Annotated in this window: 20 protein-coding genes; 12 read left to right on the forward strand and 8 right to left on the reverse strand. The window is 68.0% G+C overall.

From position 1 onward, the window contains the following. Positions 1-702, reverse strand: coding sequence for a pyridoxal-dependent decarboxylase (locus tag AB0C78_RS29735; protein WP_360754077.1), 702 nt, complete (start codon positions 700-702; stop codon positions 1-3). On the opposite strand from AB0C78_RS29735, the gene AB0C78_RS29740 reads away from it, so the two are divergent. Together AB0C78_RS29740 and AB0C78_RS29745 are read left to right on the forward strand one after the other, a co-directional pair. Further along, entirely contained in the window at positions 622-1,896 is a 1,275-nt protein-coding gene (locus AB0C78_RS29740) for a PLP-dependent aminotransferase family protein (protein WP_360754080.1), read from the forward strand. The genes AB0C78_RS29735 and AB0C78_RS29740 overlap by 81 nt on opposite strands. Before the next feature lie 40 nt (positions 1,897-1,936). Then, a complete protein-coding gene (locus AB0C78_RS29745) occupies positions 1,937-2,605 on the forward strand; it encodes a TIGR00730 family Rossman fold protein (protein WP_151600112.1) in 669 nt (222 codons plus the stop codon). A 566-nt stretch (positions 2,606-3,171) separates the two neighbouring features. Here AB0C78_RS29745 and AB0C78_RS29750 read toward each other — a convergent pair. The 3 genes from AB0C78_RS29750 to AB0C78_RS29760 all read right to left on the reverse strand — a co-directional run bounded on the left by AB0C78_RS29750 (position 3,172) and on the right by AB0C78_RS29760 (position 5,553). After that, entirely contained in the window at positions 3,172-4,077 is a 906-nt protein-coding gene (locus tag AB0C78_RS29750) for a hypothetical protein (RefSeq protein ID WP_360754082.1), read from the reverse strand. Positions 4,078-4,629: 552 nt separating this feature from the next. After that, positions 4,630-5,025, reverse strand: a complete 396-nt coding sequence (locus AB0C78_RS29755; protein WP_360754085.1) for a hypothetical protein — start codon at positions 5,023-5,025, stop codon at positions 4,630-4,632. Between the two features lie 213 nt (positions 5,026-5,238). Further along, positions 5,239-5,553: a hypothetical protein gene (locus tag AB0C78_RS29760; RefSeq protein ID WP_360754087.1), complete on the reverse strand. Its 315-nt coding sequence runs from the start codon at positions 5,551-5,553 to the stop codon at positions 5,239-5,241. A 23-nt stretch (positions 5,554-5,576) separates the two neighbouring features. On the opposite strand from AB0C78_RS29760, the gene AB0C78_RS29765 reads away from it, so the two are divergent. Beyond that, positions 5,577-5,774, forward strand: a complete 198-nt coding sequence (locus AB0C78_RS29765; protein ID WP_360754090.1) for an aldehyde dehydrogenase family protein — start codon at positions 5,577-5,579, stop codon at positions 5,772-5,774. A 65-nt stretch (positions 5,775-5,839) separates the two neighbouring features. Here AB0C78_RS29765 and AB0C78_RS29770 read toward each other — a convergent pair whose 3' ends face one another. Next, positions 5,840-6,463: a LysE family transporter gene (locus tag AB0C78_RS29770; RefSeq protein WP_360754093.1), complete on the reverse strand. Its 624-nt coding sequence runs from the start codon at positions 6,461-6,463 to the stop codon at positions 5,840-5,842. Next, on the reverse strand, positions 6,460-6,972 hold the full coding sequence (locus AB0C78_RS29775) for an N-acetyltransferase family protein (protein ID WP_360754097.1): 513 nt from the start codon (positions 6,970-6,972) through the stop codon (positions 6,460-6,462). The genes AB0C78_RS29770 and AB0C78_RS29775 overlap by 4 nt, the downstream gene beginning before the upstream one ends. A 67-nt stretch (positions 6,973-7,039) precedes the next feature. Between AB0C78_RS29775 and AB0C78_RS29780 the strand changes: the two genes are divergently transcribed. From AB0C78_RS29780 to AB0C78_RS29790, 3 genes are all read left to right on the forward strand, one after another. After that, entirely contained in the window at positions 7,040-8,101 is a 1,062-nt protein-coding gene (locus AB0C78_RS29780; protein WP_360754099.1) for a GNAT family N-acetyltransferase, read from the forward strand. Next, positions 8,098-8,871, forward strand: a complete 774-nt coding sequence (locus AB0C78_RS29785; protein WP_360754102.1) for a PhzF family phenazine biosynthesis protein — start codon at positions 8,098-8,100, stop codon at positions 8,869-8,871. The genes AB0C78_RS29780 and AB0C78_RS29785 overlap by 4 nt, the downstream gene beginning before the upstream one ends. Before the next feature lie 107 nt (positions 8,872-8,978). After that, positions 8,979-9,980 (forward strand): helix-turn-helix domain-containing protein, encoded by a 1,002-nt coding sequence (locus tag AB0C78_RS29790; RefSeq protein WP_360754105.1) that lies wholly within the window; start codon positions 8,979-8,981, stop codon positions 9,978-9,980. A gap of 17 nt (positions 9,981-9,997) precedes the next feature. On the opposite strand, the gene AB0C78_RS29795 is transcribed toward AB0C78_RS29790, so the two are convergent. Continuing rightward, a complete protein-coding gene (locus AB0C78_RS29795) occupies positions 9,998-10,417 on the reverse strand; it encodes a hypothetical protein (protein WP_360754107.1) in 420 nt (139 codons plus the stop codon). Between AB0C78_RS29795 and AB0C78_RS29800 the strand changes: the two genes are divergently transcribed. The 6 genes from AB0C78_RS29800 (at position 10,416) to AB0C78_RS29825 (ending at position 14,270) form a co-directional block, all read left to right on the forward strand. Continuing rightward, positions 10,416-10,568, forward strand: coding sequence for a hypothetical protein (locus tag AB0C78_RS29800; RefSeq protein ID WP_360754110.1), 153 nt, complete (start codon positions 10,416-10,418; stop codon positions 10,566-10,568). The two genes, AB0C78_RS29795 and AB0C78_RS29800, sit on opposite strands and share 2 nt — an antisense overlap. Positions 10,569-10,778: 210 nt before the next feature. Beyond that, a complete protein-coding gene (locus AB0C78_RS29805) occupies positions 10,779-11,012 on the forward strand; it encodes a hypothetical protein (protein WP_360754112.1) in 234 nt (77 codons plus the stop codon). A 184-nt stretch (positions 11,013-11,196) separates the two neighbouring features. Further along, positions 11,197-11,685, forward strand: a complete 489-nt coding sequence (locus AB0C78_RS29810; RefSeq protein ID WP_160573995.1) for a fumarylacetoacetate hydrolase family protein — start codon at positions 11,197-11,199, stop codon at positions 11,683-11,685. Further along, entirely contained in the window at positions 11,682-11,819 is a 138-nt protein-coding gene (locus AB0C78_RS29815; RefSeq protein WP_360754114.1) for a fumarylacetoacetate hydrolase family protein, read from the forward strand. The genes AB0C78_RS29810 and AB0C78_RS29815 overlap by 4 nt, the downstream gene beginning before the upstream one ends. A gap of 97 nt (positions 11,820-11,916) precedes the next feature. Further along, the gene (locus tag AB0C78_RS29820) at positions 11,917-13,551 is read left to right on the forward strand and encodes an ABC transporter substrate-binding protein (protein ID WP_360754117.1); all 1,635 of its coding nucleotides are present in this window, start codon (positions 11,917-11,919) and stop codon (positions 13,549-13,551) included. A gap of 62 nt (positions 13,552-13,613) precedes the next feature. Next, positions 13,614-14,270: an ABC transporter permease gene (locus tag AB0C78_RS29825; RefSeq protein ID WP_360754120.1), complete on the forward strand. Its 657-nt coding sequence runs from the start codon at positions 13,614-13,616 to the stop codon at positions 14,268-14,270. 12 nt (positions 14,271-14,282) lie between these two features. Here AB0C78_RS29825 and AB0C78_RS29830 read toward each other — a convergent pair whose 3' ends face one another. Continuing rightward, positions 14,283-17,672 carry a hypothetical protein gene (locus AB0C78_RS29830; RefSeq protein WP_360754122.1) on the reverse strand — a complete coding sequence of 1,130 codons (3,390 nt, stop codon included), beginning with the start codon at positions 17,670-17,672 and terminating at the stop codon, positions 14,283-14,285. Positions 17,673-18,014 lie beyond the last annotated feature (342 nt).

An 18,014-nucleotide genomic window follows, 5' to 3' on the forward strand; every position in this document is an offset into this window, starting at 1 on the left:
TCAGAGCTTGGTAAGCCTGGTCCGCAGGGCCTCGGTGAGGCGGTGGACGTCGGTCTCGGTGGTGCGCCAGTTGCTGAAGGCGGCGCGGAGTGCGGGGACTCCGGCGTAGGTGGTGGGGGTGAGGAACGCTTCGTCCTTCAACTCGTCGGCGAGATCGGCGAGGCGCTCGGCTGTCGGGTTTTCGGCCAGTGTGAAGCAGACGACGTTCAAGCGGACCGGCGCCAGGAGACGCAGCCCGGGCATCGCCTCGATGGCCTCGCCGAGCGCCTGAGCGCAGGCGATGTTCCGCTGGACGATCTCGCGGTGCCCGTCCCTGCCATAGGCCCGCAGCGTGAACCAGGCGGCGAGGGCACGCCAGCGCCGGGAGTTCTCCGGCGTGAGGTCGACGAAGTCGGGGATCTCGCCCAGCGGGCCCAGGTAGGCGGCGGCGTTCCGGAACACTCGCAGCTGGAGGTCCGGTCGGCGGGTGAACTGCACGGCGCTGCTGTAGGGGACGTTCATCCATTTGTGGAGGTCGATGCAGATGGAGTCGGCGGCGTCCAGTCCGGCGACCAGGTCGGCGTGGTCCGGTGACAGGGCCGTGAAGCCGCCGAAGGCGGCGTCGACGTGGAGCCAGAAGTCGTGGCGTTCCCGCAGCGCGGTGATGGCGCGGAGATCGTCGAAGTCGACGGTGTTGACCGTGCCGGCGTTGGCGACCACCACGCAGGGACCGTCGACCTGCGTCAGCGCCCGCTCCAGGGCGGCGGGGTCGACCGCCTCACGACCCTGGAGAAAGGGCACCTGAACCAACGCGAGGCGGCGGCGCGCATCGCACCGTTCTCGGCCAGCGGCGAGGACGGCGTCATCGACCTTCGAAGGGCGGTTCCGGCCGCACCTCATGCGACATACCAGCAGGCTCTGCTGAGAGCGGCCGAGCGTTCCGGCCCGCTCCTGGCCGAGAGCGGGGAGACGGGCCCCGGCCTGCCGGAACTGCGGTCACTGATCGCGGACCGCTACACCGACGAGGGGCTCGCCACCCGCCCCGAGCAGGTGCTCATCACCTCCGGGACGCGCTCGGCACTGGCACTGCTTTCGGCGCGGTTGCGTCCTCGTGCCGTGGCCGTGGAGATCCCCACGTACCCTGACCCGCTGGCCGGCTTCCGGGCCGCCGGCATCCGCCTGGTCGGCTGCCGGGTCACCACGGACGGCTGGGACCTGGACCAGCTCCAGGACGCGTTCCGGTCCGCGGCAGGCGGTCTGGCCTACCTCGTCCCCGACTTCCAGAACCCCACCGGCGCGCTCATGCCGGCCACCGCCCGGCGGACGGTGGCGTGGCTGGCCGAACGGCACCGGGTGACCGTCGTGTCCGACGAGACCATGCGCGACCTCGACCTGCGCGAACCGCCCGCACCGCTCCTGCGGATACCCCGCTCCGTCCTCATCGGGTCGGCGGCCAAGACGGTCTGGGGTGGCCTGCGGGTCGGCTGGCTCCGGGGGCCTGCCGCGCTGATCGCCGAACTGGCCCACCATCCGCTGTGCGGGTCGCTGACCGCCGCGCCGACGCAGCAGCTGGTCGCCTCGGAACTCCTCCGCGACCTGGAACCGGTGCTGCGTCACCGCCGGGCCGCTTTGCGGCGACAGCGCGACCACCTGAGCGGGCTGCTGTCCGGAGACGACCGCTGGCGTTTCACGGTTCCTCCCGGAGGGCTCGCCCTGTGGTTGCGTCTGACGAGCATGCGCGCCGATGCCGTCGTGACACGCGCCCGCGCGCACGGACTCGAGCTGGCCGCCGGGCCGTCGTTCGCCGCAGATGCGACGAACTCCCGCCATCTGCGGTTGCCCTTCACCCCGCCGATCGCCACGCTGGACCGCGTCGCCGCCGCCCTGGACTGCGCATGCCGCGATCAAGACGCGTAATGTTTCCAATTTAGTGGACGAAATCTCCTAAAATGGAATCATGTGCAACCCTGAAACGGTCCTCCACCCCGCCCCCGACCAGCACCGCGGCCCCTCCACCGTGGGCGCTCCAAACCCGCAGGCGGGGCCGGCGCGCGGGCTGTCGCGGCTGGCGGTCTTCCTCGGTGCCCGGGACGGCTCCGATCCCGTCCACGCCAAGACGGCGTACGCGACCGGGCGGGAGCTCGCTGACCGCGGTATCGAGCTGGTGTACGGCGGCGGGGGCTCGGGCCTGATGGGGCAGGTCTCGCAGGGTGTCATCGACGGCGGCGGCCGCGTCTTCGGCGTCATCCCGCGGTTCATGGTGGAGCGGGAATGGGGCCGGGTCGACGGCGAGCCCGGCGTGGAGACCGTCGTGGTGGACACCATGCACGAGCGCAAGGCGCTGATGGCGGAACGGGCGCAGGCGTTCCTCGCGCTTCCCGGCGGGCTCGGCACGCTTGAGGAGCTGTTCGAGGTGTGGACGTGGCAGACGCTGGCGCTGCACGGCAAGCCGCTCGGCCTGCTCGACATCGGCGGGTTCTGGGATCCGCTCGTCGCACTGATCCGCCGTGCCGCGGACGCGGGTTTCGTGGACCACGCCACGGCCGACGACGTGGTCGTGGGCGACCGCCTCGACGACGTCCTCCAGCGGCTTGCGGACGCGACCGGAGCCGCCGCGAGCCGCTGAGGTCCGTCGGCGTCACCCCACGCTGGCCTGATCATGGTGCGCCCGATGGGTGCGGCACCGGGCGTCCGGCGCTCACCGCCGGAAGACCGGGCAACCGGGGCCCGGTGCGCCAGCCTGCGGAAGAAGCTCAGGAGGCCGCAGAGCCCCTTGGCCCAGGAGAGCGAGTGGTCAGGGGTGGCGGTGACGAATTCGGGGTGGGGCGGCGGTCCGGCGCTCCGGGGCAGGAGGTGGGTGGCCAGGTCGGACGCCGCGTCCCGGTGGCGCTCGGACCGCTCCGCGACGGCGAGGTTCAGCAGGTAGTCGCCGACGCAGGTGGCGCCGCAGCATTGACCGAGCGAGCTCAGCCACGGGACGCGGGCTTCGTCCGCTTCACGGGCACGCTGTACAACCACATCCCGACCTGAAGAAGCTACGTGCCGCGGCGGCGACGCGTGCCCAGGCGCAGGATGTGCGGCCGGGACGCTCCCGGGTCACCGGACCGGGCAGCGGAACGCCGCCGAAGCTGATGCGGCGCCTGCGGGGTCAGCACTGATCATCAGGGGGCCAGATGTCCGGTCGTGAGAGTTCTACTGGATGCTCCAGCGGTGCGGGTGGTCGGGATGTTCGGGGCAGGCGAAGATGTTGAGTTCGCCCCCGCGGCCCACGGTGACCTTGGTCGGATTGGCGTACAGGTGTGTGGGCGAGTTCGGGTCCTCCAGCGGTTTCCAGCTGCCGCTGCCGCCGTCCCACTCCGAGCTGTCGATGGTCAGCAGGAGGTGCATCGGTGCCGCGCAGGTCAGGCAGTCCATCGGGGACGGGTCGGTGACGTGCCAGGAGGCGAAACCACCGACGCGCCAGCCTGGTGGGATGGACAGGTCATTCTGGTAGTCCACAAACGCTGCGGCATCTTCATTCGCCGACTGCTCGGCAGCCTCGTCCAAGGCTTCTTCCCAGGCGTCGATCCGGGCGCAAAGGTCTCCTGGGAGGAGGCCGGCGAACGGGTAGGTGGCCACCTGTTCCGGATGCAGCACGCACGGCTCGGGCACGTACCCCTTGAAGCCGACGACCTGCGGCCGTGGCGGTGAGGTCAGCACCTCGGTGACCTCCCACGATCGGCGCCAGCGAAGGTCGAGCAGCATGCCGTAGCCGGTCGGGCCGTGTGCGTCGAAGGGGCACCAGAACACCTGGAGCAGATCGCAGTCGTCCGGCCCGGCGGGCAAGTCTGGGATGTCCCTCCGATACAACTGCGCAAGTCCGATCAGCGGCAGCGGATCAGCCGCAGCAGTCTTTTCAATACGGTGTTCCTGGCCGAGTTCCTTAAGTAGCTGCCGTTCTTGGTCTGTGGGGCCGGGGTCTGCTTCACGGCGCCATGCAGCAGCCAAGATCTGCCGTTCCTGGTGGATGTCCGCCGGACGTCGGCCACGTGCGTGGCTGTGAGGCTCGGTGCATTCCGGCCAGGGTTCGTGCGCCGGCCAGAGCAGCGGACCGCCCACGGAACTGGCCGCCACGTCCGGTCGGCCCGGGCGTGGATGGAGCCGGGTGGTGGTGCCTTGGAAGGCCGTCAACTCCGGGAAAGCGCCTCGACATCGAGCGGGCGCGGCGGTGTGGTCCTCGACACGCGTGTGATCTTAGGCAACTGCCAGCCATACGATCCAGTGCACCCGGAGGAGACCTTTTACGCCGGTGCTGGATGACGGTCAGCGCCTCTCCTTACGAACGCGCGGCCACGTCCCCGGGCACGTCGAGGTGGTTGTTCATGTCGAGGTCGAACCGGCCGTGCAGCTTCCAGCGGTGCTCCGGCGGCAGGGCTCCGTCTGGCGGACGGCCAGCCAGACGGAGCCCGCTGTCACCGAATGACCGGTGCCGACAGGCTGCCTGATGATGCGTTCCACCCAGTCCGGGAAGACCCGCAGGGAGGGGCCGCAGGCCGTGCACAGGTCGTGGAATGTTGCGGCATGAGTGCCGATGGCTACGGCTTTCGTCTGGTCGTGCAAAGCGGTTTCTCGAAGGGCTGCCCCCTGTCAAAAGGTTGGTTCGCCGGTCGGCTAGGCCACTCGGTCACGGAAGAGCTGCCAATTGCGGTGCAGCAGCCCGCCTTGGCCGTCCGACTTGATCTCTTCGACGGAGATGTCCACGTAGGTTCCTTCCGGAAGGTCGCCGGAGGCCCATCCGGAGCAGTAGCCCGACTCGTGGCCACGCGTGTCCACCTGCCGGTATCCGGTGGTGCCCCAGGTCATGACGACGGAAATGGCCCAACCGTCGGAAGAGGTATCGCATGCCTTGATGGAATCGCCTGGCCGGCCGTTCTCGGGGTCGGCCTGCCACAGACCGTACCCGCCCGTGGTCCACAGATATTCTTCGGCCGACGCCGGTGCCTGCAATCCCGCGATGAGCGCGGTCGCGGCGATGCCGACGGACAAGCCCAGTTTCATGAAGCGCATGAATCGCCCCTTTCGAGTTGATCTCGGTAGCGAGTATTCGCGATGGCGGGGGACGAGTCCTTGATGCCGAATCCACACTTTCTTGATGATCCGTTCCCTGCGTTGACGAGGACGACTACGGTGATCGTTGGTCTGGGCGGGGTCGGAAGAGCTCAAGAGGGGCGCGGCGTCGTAGCGGTTTCGCGTGCTCCTTGCCGGAACGTCCTGAGCGGGCTACCGCTTGCTCTCCGGCTCGCGGACGTCGCCGGGACGGCAGCGATCGGCGCTGTCCGGTCGTCGCGGCGAGTCGAGGGCATGGCCGCGGTTCTCATTGGTTGAGACGCTGTAAGCGGTGAGGGCGCGGGTGAAGGCGGCACGGTCGGGGAACCCCCACCGTGCCGCGATCTGGTGGACGTGCATCAGGCGAAGGGCAGGGGCGCTGAGGTCGCGGCGGGCCTGTTCGAGGTGCTGCCACCGGATCCACGAGCTCGTGCCGTGCGGGCGGAACAGGCGGTGCAGGTGACTGCCCCAGGGTTTCCACGAGTACATGCGGCTGGGGCGAGGACGAAGAGGTGCGGATCGCCAACGGCACCCGGTACGGCTTCCCCGGCGCCGTGTGGTCCGCCGCCCCGGACGTCGCCGTCGCCGTCGCTCGGCGGATCGACAGCGGGGAGGTCTATGTGAACGGCGGTCGGCTCAACATCGACGCGCCGTCCGGCGGCGTGAAGGAATCCGGCTACGGCCGTGAGCCGGGCCGCTCGACATTCTAAAGTTCACGCAGGCGAAGGCCCCCCTTCCTGGCGGAACCGTGTCCATGTAATCGCTGAGCACGCCGCTACTGGACGAAGGTCCGGACGGCCAGGGCGGCGATGAGAAATCCGGCGGTCACGGCCGTCGCGAGCCGGCCGCGGTATCCGGTGAGCAGGCGGCCCAGGGCCGAGCCCGTCATCACCACCGCCATCTGCCACAGCGCGGACGCCGTGAAGGCGGCGGCTGCGAAGACGGACCTGTCGAAGGCGTCGAAGGCGTCGAAGCGGCTGCCGATGACGATCGCGGAGAAGTACACGATGGTGCCGGGGTTCAGCACCGTGACCCCGACGAGCCGCAGGTAGGCGCGTCCGGGCGACGTCGCTCCGGCGGCGCCGCCGAGCGCGCTCTCCGGGGCGTCCCGCTCCCGGAAGGCACGGGTCACGATGCGCACGGCGATCCACAGCAGGACAGCGGCGGCCGTCCAGCGGAGGGGGGCGGCGACCGGTTCGATCATCCGGCTCGCGGCGCTGCCCGCCGCGATCGCGAGAGCGCTGTACAGTCCGTCCACGGTCGCGACCCCGAGGGCCGCGGCGGCGCCGACCCGGAGTGGTGCCGTCGAGCTGAGCAGGAGCAGGTAGACGGCGACGGCACCGACCTGCATGGCGATGCCGAGGCCCGCGACGGCTCCGGTGGCGAGGGCCGCCGTCATGGGGTGAGCCCGAGTCTCATGATCGTCAGGTCCAGCCGGCGGCCGAACTTGGTGCCGACCTCGCGGAGCGTCCCCGCGGTCTCGAAGCCGAGGCCGGCGTGCAGCGCGATCGAGGCGCTGTTCTCCGCCTCGATATCGGCCAGCATCACATGGGCGCCGGACTCCCGCGCGGCCGCGATCAGCGCCCGCATCAGCCGGCCACCGATGCCCTTGCCCCGATGTCCGGGGAGGACGTACACCGAGTTCTCCACCGTGAACCGGTAGCCCTCCTTCGGACGCCACTGCGACCAGGACGCATACCCGAGCACCTCGCCGGCGGCGTCGGCCACGAACGCCGCACGCCGTCCGAGGAGTTCGCCCCACCACGCCGCCGCCTCCTCGGGCGTCTGCTTCACCGTGGTCCAGATCGACGTCGTGTGCTCGATCGCGTCGTTGCGGATGGCCCGGACGCTCTCGGCGTCCTCGGCCCGTCCGGGTCTGACCGTGATCGAATCATATAGTGGAAACATGTCCACTATCATAGAAAGCAGTGATCGTAGACCGCACCGTATTTTGGGCGGTGAGACGGGAGTCCGGATGGTGCTGCGCTTCGAACTCGACAACCTGACCCGGCACGAGGTGCATCGGCTGCTGGAGGAGCATCTGGCCGACATGCACGCCACCTCGCCGCCGGGCTCGGTGCACGCGCTGGATCTCGGGGAGTTGCGCGATCCGGCCGTCGAGTTCTGGTCGGCCTGGGAGGGGGCGGAGCTGCGGGGCTGCGGTGCACTCAAGGACCTTGGCGGCGGAGATGTCGAGCTGAAGTCCATGCGCACCGCGCAGGCCGCGCGCGGAAAGGGCGTCGGGACCGTCATGCTCCGGCATCTGCTGCGGGTCGCCGTCGAGCGCGGGCACCAGCGGGTGCTGCTGGAGACCGGGAGCCAGGATTTCTTCGCTCCAGCCCGGCGGCTCTACGCGCGGCACGGGTTCACCGTCCGGGAGCCGTTCGCCGGCTACGTCCCCGATCCCAACAGCGTCTTCATGGAGTTGCGCCTCGACCACGACCGCGAATCCCAGGGGGTAGCCGTGTCCACTTTGATGGAGGGCTCGAACGTTCTCGGACGGCGGGTCAAGGCGGAGCGGACCCGGCGCGGCTGGTCGCTGGCCCGGCTCGCGGACGCCTCCGGCGTGTCCCGTGCGATGATCAGCAAGATCGAGCGCGGCGAGAGCAACCCGACCGCCGTCGTCCTCGGCAAGCTCTCCGCCGCGCTGGAGTTGAGTATGACCGCGCTGCTGTCGCCGGCGGACGGCGCCGCCGCCGGCCGGGTCCGGCGCGCCGCCGACACCCCGCGCTGGACCGATCCCGACAGCGGCTACCTCCGGCGCCAGATATCGACGCCGGGCTTCCCCGTCGACGTCACCGAGATCGTGCTGCCGGCGGGCGCCCGGGTGCCGATGCCGGCGGGCAGCTACGCGTTCATCGCCCAGCTCATCTGGGTGCTGGACGGCGAGCTGACTTTGGTCGACGGGGCGGCCGCCCATCGTCTCTCCCCCGGGGACACATTCGAGCTCGGAGAACCCCAGGCCCGAGAGTTCGTCAACGACACCGCCGAGAAATGCCGTTACGTCGTGGTCGTCACCCGCAAGGCGACCGCATGACCTCGTGGTTTCTCATCGACGCCTTCACCGAGCGTTCCTTCGCCGGCAACCCGGCGGCCGTCGTCATCCTCGACGGCCCTGCGGACCGGACGTGGATGCAGGCGACCGCCGCCGAGTTGCACCAGCCCACCAGCGCGTTCGTGTGGCGGGAGCCGGACGCCTGGAGCATCCGCTGGTTCACGCCCTCGTCCGAGCTGCCGCTGTGCGGCCACGCCACCCTGGCCGCCGCGCACGCGCTCGGCCATGACGAGATCGTCTTCCGCCATGGTCACGGAACCCTGAGGGCGCGCCGCCGCGAGACGCGCATCTGGCTCGACTTTCCGGCCGTCCCGGTGACCGAGGGGCAGGCCCCCAAGGACGTGCTCGACGCACTCGGGCTCTCCGCCGCCGGCGGATTCGCGCGCAACGACGCCGAATACGTCGTCATGCTCGACACAGCCGCGCAGGTGGAGGCTGTCCGGCCGGACATCCCGCGGATCCTGCGGCTGCCGGTCGGCCGCGTGATCGTGACCGCGCCGGGCGGCGGGGACGCCGACTTCACCTCCCGGGTGTTCGTCCCCGCCCACGGGCTGGACGAGGATCATGTGACCGGTTCGGCCCACGCCGTCCTCGGCCCGTTCTGGGCGGCCCGGCTCGGACGGGCCCGGCTGGAGGCCGTCCAGGCGTCCGCCCGGCGCGGGCGGCTCGCGCTTGCCGTGGAGGACGACCGCGTCCAGGTCGGCGGGCACGCCGTCACCGTCAGCCAGGGCAACCTGTTGCCGTCCCCATAGTCCGGGGAGCGCCTGCGTCGACGTCACATGGCGGCCTTCTGCAGGCGGCAGCGGTAGGCCAGGGACACGAGCAGACCGGCGCCTCCCGAGGAGCCCACGGAGAAAAGATGATGCGAACGGTCTTCTGCAGCGACGAACACGCGCCGGAGCGGCGGCTGACCGAATTCAACGCCTTCCAGGTCTCCAGTTCGTATCCGGTGCGGGTGACGAGTGACGATCCCGGGCGCTTCCACCTGGTGGCGCGAATGCTGGATCTGGCGGGGGTGAGCCTGCTGCGGGTGAGGAGTTCCTCGGTCGATGTGGTGCGAACACCGCAGCTGATCCGCGCACATGACCCCGAGATGCTATCGGTCGTGCTCGCCATGCGCGGCCGGATCGTGCTGAGCCAGGCCGGACGCCAAACCGTACTGGGCGTGCGGAGTCTCGGGTTATACGACAGCGGGCAGCCGTTCGATCTGCGCATCGTCGCCGACGGCGAGGCCGCGACGCTCGTGTTCGCCCATGTGCAGCGCGCCCTGCTGGTGCCGCTCCCTCACACCGAGCGGCTTCTGGCGGCGCCGCTGACCGGCAAGGCGGGTGTCGGTGCGCTGCTCGCCCAGTTCCTTGTCGCGTCGACCACGGACGGCGGATACGGGCAGACAGATGTGCCCTGGCTCCGTGAGATCGCGGCGGATCTGGTGAACGGCCTGGTCGCCCACCATCTCGACGCCGACCCCCGGCGGTCCACCCGGCTTTCGGCCATCGAGACGTACGTGCGGCGCCACCTGGACGATCCGGGGCTGTCGCCGCGCTCCATCGCCGCCGCGCACCATATCTCGGTCAGCACCCTGCACCGGCTGTTCCAGCCGAACGGCATCACACTCGCGGCGTGGATCCGCCGGCAGCGCCTCGAACGGACCCGCCTCGACCTCGGCGACGCGGCCTTGCACCTGATGACCATCCACCGCGTCGCGGCACGATGGGGATTCAGGGACCACGCCACTTTCACCCGCGCCTTCCGCGCCGCCTACGGCCTGCCCCCAAGCGAGTACCGCCGCCGCGTCCTCGGACGGCCGAACCGGTCGAGATCCGCTCGGGACCCGGTTGAGCCGGGTGCGGGCCGTCGGTGATGGGCGGGGCCAGCGGGCTACGCGGTCAGGATGCCGTCGTCACGGATCGTGCGGAGGACGTCGCGGGCTGCTTCCAGAGTGCGGTCGGCCTCCTGCTCGGTGTGGGCGGCGGAGATGTGGTTGCGCTTCAGGGCGAGCGGGAGCATCAGGAAGCCGCGGTCGGTCATGCGGTGGTGGAACGCCACGTAGGCGGCTTCGTTGTTGCGCATGAGGTCGCGGTAGCCCCGGATCGGTGACTCGGTGAAATAGAGGCTGAACACACCGCCGAAGTCGGCGGCGGTCGCGGCGATGCCGAGGTCGGCGCAGATGCCGGTGAGGCTGGCGCGCATCCGCTCCCCGAGGGCGTGGGTGCGCTCGTAGAAGCCGGGGTGGTCGCGCAGGTAGGTGATGTTGGAGGAGACGGGATTGCCAGCTGCCGAGACTGGCCTGGTCTGCATGCCCGCGCATCACCACCGGTTCGGCGCCGCCGTCCAGGCCGCCGCCAAGGGTGCGCTTGCCGCCGGACGGGTCGGGCTGCCCTGGAACGTCCAGCCGACTTCCTCGTCGACGGTGGCGACCCATGCCCGGACGGCGAGCTCGTCAACCTAGGCCTCTACCCCGTGGACGTGGTGCGGGCCCTCACCGGCCAGCCGGTCCGGCGCGTGCACGCCCTCCCGGGACGGGAGCGGGGCCGCCTCACCGTCCTGCTGCTCGACCACGAGCACGGCCTGACCAGCACGATCACCTCGGCTGCGCGGTACCGCCGACGCCCCCGGCATGGCGCTGTACCGCTAGCGGGTCAGCGGCTCCGGCGGGGTGATGGACGTCGACGCCGCCAAGCCGGGCGCGTCCGTCCGGACGGTTACGGGCAACCGCAGCGCCTGGCACGGCTCCGGCACCGTCGACCGGATGCTCACCGCCCTGCACACCGCCGCCGTCACCGGCCGGCCGCCCGAAGCCGGCCCGGCTGATGCCCTCGCCGCGCTGCGCGTCACCGACGCCGCGGCCCGCTCCCTCGGCACGCCCATACCGATCGACTCCCCGGAGGTCTGATCCATGAAGCTCGCGACGTACCGCCTGCCGGACGGCCGAGTCCGCCACGGCGAGATCGTCGACGGCGGCCGCGTCACCGACCTCGGCCCCGGCGATCTCTCGGCGCTGGTGGGCGCGTTCGGCTCGGTACCGTCCGGCGGGACGACGCACGCCCTGGACGAGGTGACCCTGCTCGCCCCGCCTGGTGCGTCCGGGCAAGGTCCTCGCGGTCGCCGCGAACTACCAGGAGCACGTCACAGAGACGGGCGGGGACGAGATCGACAAGTCCCGGATCTCGCCGCAGCTGTTCATCAAGCCCGGCACCGCCGTCTGCGGCCCCGGCGAGGACATCGCGCTGCCCTCGGTCAGCCCCAGCATCGACTGGGAGGCCGAACTGGTCGCGGTGATCGGCCGCGGCGGCAAGGACATCCCGGTCGAGGACGCTCTCGGCCACGTCGGCGCCTACACGATCGGCAACGACGTGTCGGCCCGGAATATGGACTACGGCCACGACCGCGACACCGAGGATCCCGCGGTCGCGTTCTTCGACTGGCTGAACGGCAAGTGGCTCGACGGTTTCGCCGCGCTCGGCCCGTACCTCGTCACCGCCCACGAGGTGCCCGACCCGCAGAAGCTCGACGTGATCCTGGAGGTCCACGGCGGGTCCGGCAGCACGGCGGCACCGATCAGATGATCTTCAACGTCGCGGAGCTGGTGGCGTTCGCGTCTCGGCTGATGACGCTGGAGCCCGGCGACGTGCTGTACACCGGCACGCCGTCCGGGGTGGGGATGGTATCGGGGAGTTCCTGTCCGCAGGCGACGAGATGACGGTCCGCGTGACCGGCCTCGGAAGCCTGGTGAACCGCGTCCGCTGAGCGGGCCAGTGGCCGGGCGCACCCGGCCACCGCAGAGAAGAGGCAAGTTTATGACCAATCGTTCCGGTGCGATGGCCGGCGGATCCGGACGGGGCGTCGCGGCGGCCGTGCTGGGCGGCGTGCTCGCGGCGGGCTCGCTCGCCGCCTGCGGCTCCGACCCCACGCAGAAGTCCTCCGGCGGGGACAGGGGTGTGCTGAACATGTACCTGTACCAGAAGCCGCAGACGTTCAGCCCGCTCGCGCCGAACCACGGGCCCGACCAGCTCGTCATGTCGTTGATCTTCGACTCGCTGTACGGCTCGGACGCGTCCTACACGCTGAAGCCGCATCTCGCCGCCGCCGCGCCGGAGATCTCCGACGGCGCCAAGACGATCACGTTCAAGCTGAAGCCCGGCCTGAAGTGGAGCGACGGGAAGCCGCTGACCGCCAAGGACGTGCTCTTCACCTTCAACGCCCTCGCCGACCCGGCGACCGGTAGCACGCAGGGCGGCAAGTTCGCCGCCGTGACCGGCGCGAAGGACCTCGCCGACGGCAAGGCCGACTCGCTCAAGGGGGTGACCGCGCCCGACGAGACCACTGTGAAGATCACCACGACCCGGCCGGCGGCGAGCCTGCCGGGGCTGATTGGCAACACCCCGATCCTGCCCGAGCACGTGCTCGGCGGTGTGCCGGCGAAGGGGCTCGGCGACAACGGCTTCTTCACCAAGCCGACCGTCGGCTCGGGCGCGTTCACTTTCGTCGACTACAAGACCGACCAGTACGTCGAGCTGAAGGCCAACCAGAACTTCCGGGAGGGGGTGTCGATCAAGAAGGTGTACTTGAAACCGGTCACCTCCGACGTCGCGATCGCGCAGCTCCGCACCGGCGAGATGGACCTCACCCAGGTCTCGCTGACCGACCTGCCGACCGTCAAGAAGATGGACGGCGTCAAGGTCGTGTCCGCGAAGAGCCCCGGCTTCACCCGGATCGCGATGAACCAGTCCGAGGCCCGGTTCAAGGACGCGCGCGTCCGGCAGGCGTTCCTCACCGCGATCGACCGCAAGGGCCTGGTCGGCAAGGTGCTCGGCGGCGCCGGGTCGGTCGTGAACTCCAGCTTCTACGGCGACGCCGCCTCGGCCGCCAACGAGGACGCCTACGACCCGGCGAGGGCGAAGAGCCTGCTCGCCGCGGCCGGATGGGACGGCTCCAAGCCCGTCACGCTGTCGTGGATCCCAGGGCAGCGCGACCGCGACACCGCGGTGACAGTGATCCAGAGCCAGCTCAAGGCCGTCGGCGTGGACGTCGAGCTGAAGCAGGTGCAGGCAGACGAGCTGTTGTCGTCCTACGAGAAGAAGTCGTACGACTTGGCGCTGTTCGGCGGCGGCAACTACGCCACCGAGCCTTCCACCGTCGCGACCATTGACGCCTGCGACCAGGCGTACCCGGCCGGCGGCAACGTGGCCCGCTTCTGCGACCCGAACCTGGACGACCTGCTGTCCAAGGCCGACTCGGTCGCCGACCCGGCGCAGCGGGCGAGCCTGTTCAAGGAGGCCGCGAAGGTCGAGAACGCGCAGGTTTCGTATCTGTGGATCTACAACCCGGACACAGTCTGGGCGTACCGCACGCGGCTGTCCGGCTTCGAGCCGTGCGGCCTGCCGACCAACGAGATCGGGACCTGGGACTTCGCGAACTGGAAGCTGAGCTGACCGAGACCGGGCCCGGGGCGCGCGCCCCCGGCCCGGCTGGCACGGACAGGAAGGGGTGAGGCGTGGCGGTCTACGTCATCCGGCGGCTGTTGGTGAACGCTCTCGTGTTCCTGCTGATCAGCGTCGGGATCTTCGTGCTGGTGCGGGTCGCGCCCGGCGACCCGGTCCGCATGATGGTCGACCCCGAGCAAATGCGCGGCGGCGGCGCTGCGTTCATCGAGGCCAAACGGGACGAGCTGGGGCTGGACCGGTCGATCGTCGTCCAGTACGGGCACTGGCTGTCGGGGGCGCTGCACGGTGACTTCGGCTACTCCTACGTCGGGCACCGGCCCGTCTCGGCGGTGCTCGGCGAGCGGCTCGGTCCCACGCCGCAGCTCATGGGCGCCGCGCTGGCCGTCGCGCTGGTCGTGTCGATCGCGCTCGGCGTCGCCGCTGCGGTGCGCCGCAACACCTCAGTCGACTACGGCGCCACCGTCCTCGGCATCGCCGCGGTCTCGGTGCCGCCGTTCTTTCCCGGCATCGTCGGGATCTACCTGTTCTCCCTGAACCCGCCTGCACCGAGACCCCGAGGCCGGCTCGAAGTCCGCGGAGCTCTTTCGATTACCGCTGCGCCGCGCGGCCCGCGATCAGACTGTGACCCGCGAGATCAGGAGAAATCAGCAGGCCGCTCGACGCTGAGCCTTCGATCCGCCCTCGGTACGCGACAACCGGCCATGTGACCGTCTCCAGAGTTATAGGAGCCACGATGGGATTGCCGCCTCAATTCGCGTCCAGTTGGGACGATGTTCCTTCAATTCTTCTATCGAAGTTTCCTGCCAAGAGCCAAATTCCTGGATTGAACCAGGTTCTTCAAGAGAGAATTTCCCCGAACTTGGAAATACTCCCGGATTGGGATAGCAGAAGTGACTGAGCACTAGAGATCGATTCTTTGCATCGCGGATGCCGAGACTGAGTGCTACATGGTCGATATCGTTCAACAAAAAGACGAGTCCGGCGGGAATGTTCGGACCACCGATTTTCGTTACTGGGTCGATAATGTATGGGATACGTTCCCCTGGTGCGAAGAACATGCCGATCTTCCCATGGAAGGCGTTTCGGGCGGCTTTAACGCGAAGCGCCTTGTCGCCGATGGTCTCTTCAAAAGCTGTCCGCGCCGCTGCGGCAGCATCAGCGTGCAATCGCCTTAATGTCCAAACATCAGTACCGCCTGCCAAGTGCACGATGCGAAGGGTGGCCTCCCAGCAGTTCATAATGCCATCCCGTCCCGGCGCGGGTCCGATGTCGAGTATATACCGGGCGAAATCATTTCGTAGTGCTGTAATGTCGCTCGTTGTTCCGATCTCCATCTCCCAGCCGCTCATATCGGGACCACTTCTCCCGCCCCACCGGAATGCACCCTTGTACGCCCGTCCCACTTCCAATATATTTTGATTCAGCGCCGCCTTCTCGGGGCTTAGGGAAACCGCATCGGAGCATATAAAGGCGGGGCTGGGCTGGTCCCCGCCGCCTGCCGCGGTCGGCAAGGTGGCGCTGCCAGGCTGACTGGTGCTACCGGACGCCCTGCTACTGGCCGGATGGTTGCCAGTCGATGTGCGTGACGGCTCTGTGTCATGGATGCCCGGAGCGGGCACATCACCGCGCTGCTCTGGTCTATTTCCATGGGGGAGGTCTCCCGTGCCACTGCCGGAATGCGTCGGCTGCGGAACCGGGTGCCACGCTGGCGCGGCTGGGCCGGCTGCTGGGTCGATCGTGGCTTGGGATGGCAACACCGGTGGTGGCTCGTTAGCTTCTGGGGCTAGCACACCGTCGTTGGCAACAGATGGAACCGAGCTCGCGGTTTCGTGGTCTCGGGGCGGCGGCCGGAGGTTGGTGTGCCAGTGCTCGTAGCGAAGGCTGATGAGGTTCTGGTTATCGCGGACGAGGCAAGCGGTGTCGTTGAGCTCCTTGTGGTGGAACCAGATCTCAATGCCATCGACCGGCGCCAGACTGCTGTCGGCGGCTATGTCCTCCAACGCCCGACGTGCGGCGTTTTCGGTGAGGCGGGTGGAGCGGGCATCGAGCACCAGCACCATCACCGGTTCGCCACCGTCAGTCAAGGCCAGGTGAATCGCGCGGCGCACGCTGTGCGAGGTGCCCCAGGCGACGCGCTGGTACTTGATCGGCGTCCCCGGATCCAATGGCGACCGCCGCTCCAGCAGAACCTCCCCTTGGCCGGTCGGGCTGATGTGACGTCCGAGCCGCTCCGCGCGCCACTGTATGAACTCTTGGATCTTGCTGCCGAGCCGGTTGGGCAGGCGTTCCACAAACTGTGGCCTGAAGGATTCGTTGAGCGAGCCCGTTTGGGTCGGGTCGGAGTACCAGTCGGTATTGGAGGTGTAGCCAGGCCGTTCCTCATAAAGGGCTGGAAAATCTGGTGCCTGGTGGTCATAGTCGCGATGTCCCGGAGCGAAGTCGCCCTCCCCCCCGAGGACCTTCATCCTGTCGGGGTCCGAACTGCCCTCCCGGCGATGGGGCTTGGCTGCTTCGGCGGAGGGGTCCTCGCGTGCGAAAGGCCGGGCGTCGGTGTGTCCGGTGGCACCGGCCGGGCGGTCCGTCGACGTGAACGGTTCGAACCGACCACCGGATGGACGGGGCTCGCCGGTGCCCGGCGGCAGCCCCTTCGGTGATCCCACGGCGCGGACATCGGTAGGTGCAGCACGGTTGTAACGATCAATGATGCCGCCGAGCATCTTTGCCGGTGGGCGGGGCAGATTACTAGAGCGGAGCTCCATAAACAGCTCGGCGAGCATCTCATCGAAGTTTTTCGAGCCGTAGCGAGACGAGATAGTCTCGACCAGATCTGCAATCCGCGGGTCCCGCCCGACTATAAATAGTGCGCTTCCAGAATTGAATTCTCTTACAAGGTCACTCAATTCCCCGCCACTGGCGGCCGAAACTCTATTCTCGGGCGTCCAAGTCAATGAGTCGATGATGTGCTTCCAGTCACCCGTAAGAGCGTTGCCCACCTCGGGAGATCCAGCAGGCGAAACGCGAGCGTAGTCCAATCCGTTGCATTGATAGCCCTTGATAACCCTGATTTGTTCAGCGTTTTTCCGGAATGGGCTGAGTGGTGTAAAGAGATTGCCGGGAGTGATCTCGATTGGTAAACCTAGAATGCTGGAAAAAGTCTTGTTAAGCTCCTTCAACGCCTCCGGATTTTTCATTACCGGACCGGTCAGCAAGTGACCGGCTTCGTGATTTATGGTCTCCCTCGCCAGGCTACCGCCCCAGTCTCCACCGAGTTCCGCCAGCTTCGCCGGATCGTTCCACCACGAATTAGCGTTCAATATTATTGAATCTTCGGTGGCGTAAGCCAAGTTGGCGGCCCTGTTAATCTGCCAGGTTGCAATAAATCTTTTCAGCTCTCGAATTTTGGGGTAGTCGAGGGTCAGCGCTCGTAGTTCTGTATTAAATTCACGCAGTACGGCGGGGTGTATTTGGCGAGCATTGAACTGAACAAGAGGATTCTTTCCGAAGTGGGCGAAGATCCCCTGAGTCTCCTTGAGGGCGGCGTCCATATCCCGCGCCCGTGCTGCAGCATAGAACGGCCCGTCGCCGAACGGGTCACCTTGAAGGCCGGATTTCTCCCACGGAATGAACCGCCCTTGGGCATCCCAGTTTCCAACTTCGGACAAGACCCCTTGGACGTCTTCGAACATGCTATCCTTCACAAACAGGATATTTGAATCTTCGTAGCATATTTCAATCCGCGGGATACGGTTGACCTCCAACCTGCCCGTCCCTATGGCTTCACCCACTTCCCTCGCGACCACATTAAACATCATAGGTTTTGAGCTACTCACGGACCGAGCATCGATGGAGATGAGATCAAATGCCGGATATCCTCCGGGCTCCTGGCGCCAATCGTCCAACGCCCGCAAGAGGGCAGAGTAGACCGCCGCAGGCTCCGATTGCTCCAATCTTACGAACTGCACAATGCGGCCCGAGTCATCCGGTCTATGACGCTCCAACATAACCGGCAATCTCTTATTGTGAGGGTCATAAAAGCCAGTGATGTCGATTCTGTACCTTTTAGCGCGCCACTCCGCGAAGTTGATATCGAAGGAATCCGGATCCCCCACGATGCGGACGCCGGGTCTAAAATCGTCGTGCAGCGGTCCTGGCGTGACCGGATCACGAACATCGGATGCACTGACCGCCGAGCCGTCCCCTTGGGGTGCTGCCTGCGGGACGGCCGTGTCAGGACGCGGTTCGGCGTGGGGGATGTCGCCTCCGTCGGTCGGGAGGGCGGCTGGTGGTGGCCCGGGTGTGGTGGGTTGGGCCTGCACCGCTGGTCCTGGGGGTCCTCCTGCCGCGGTAGGTGCGGCAGCGGCGGCTGAAGCTGAGGCGGCAGCGGGGCTTGCTTTGAGTGCGTCGGCCAGGTCGCGGACGTTGATCCGTGCGAGCCTGTCGGCGGCGCCGGT

Origin of the sequence: Actinomadura sp. NPDC048394, from assembly GCF_040651755.1 — a bacterium.
GTDB classification, from domain to species: domain Bacteria; phylum Actinomycetota; class Actinomycetes; order Streptosporangiales; family Streptosporangiaceae; genus Spirillospora; species Spirillospora montaniterrae.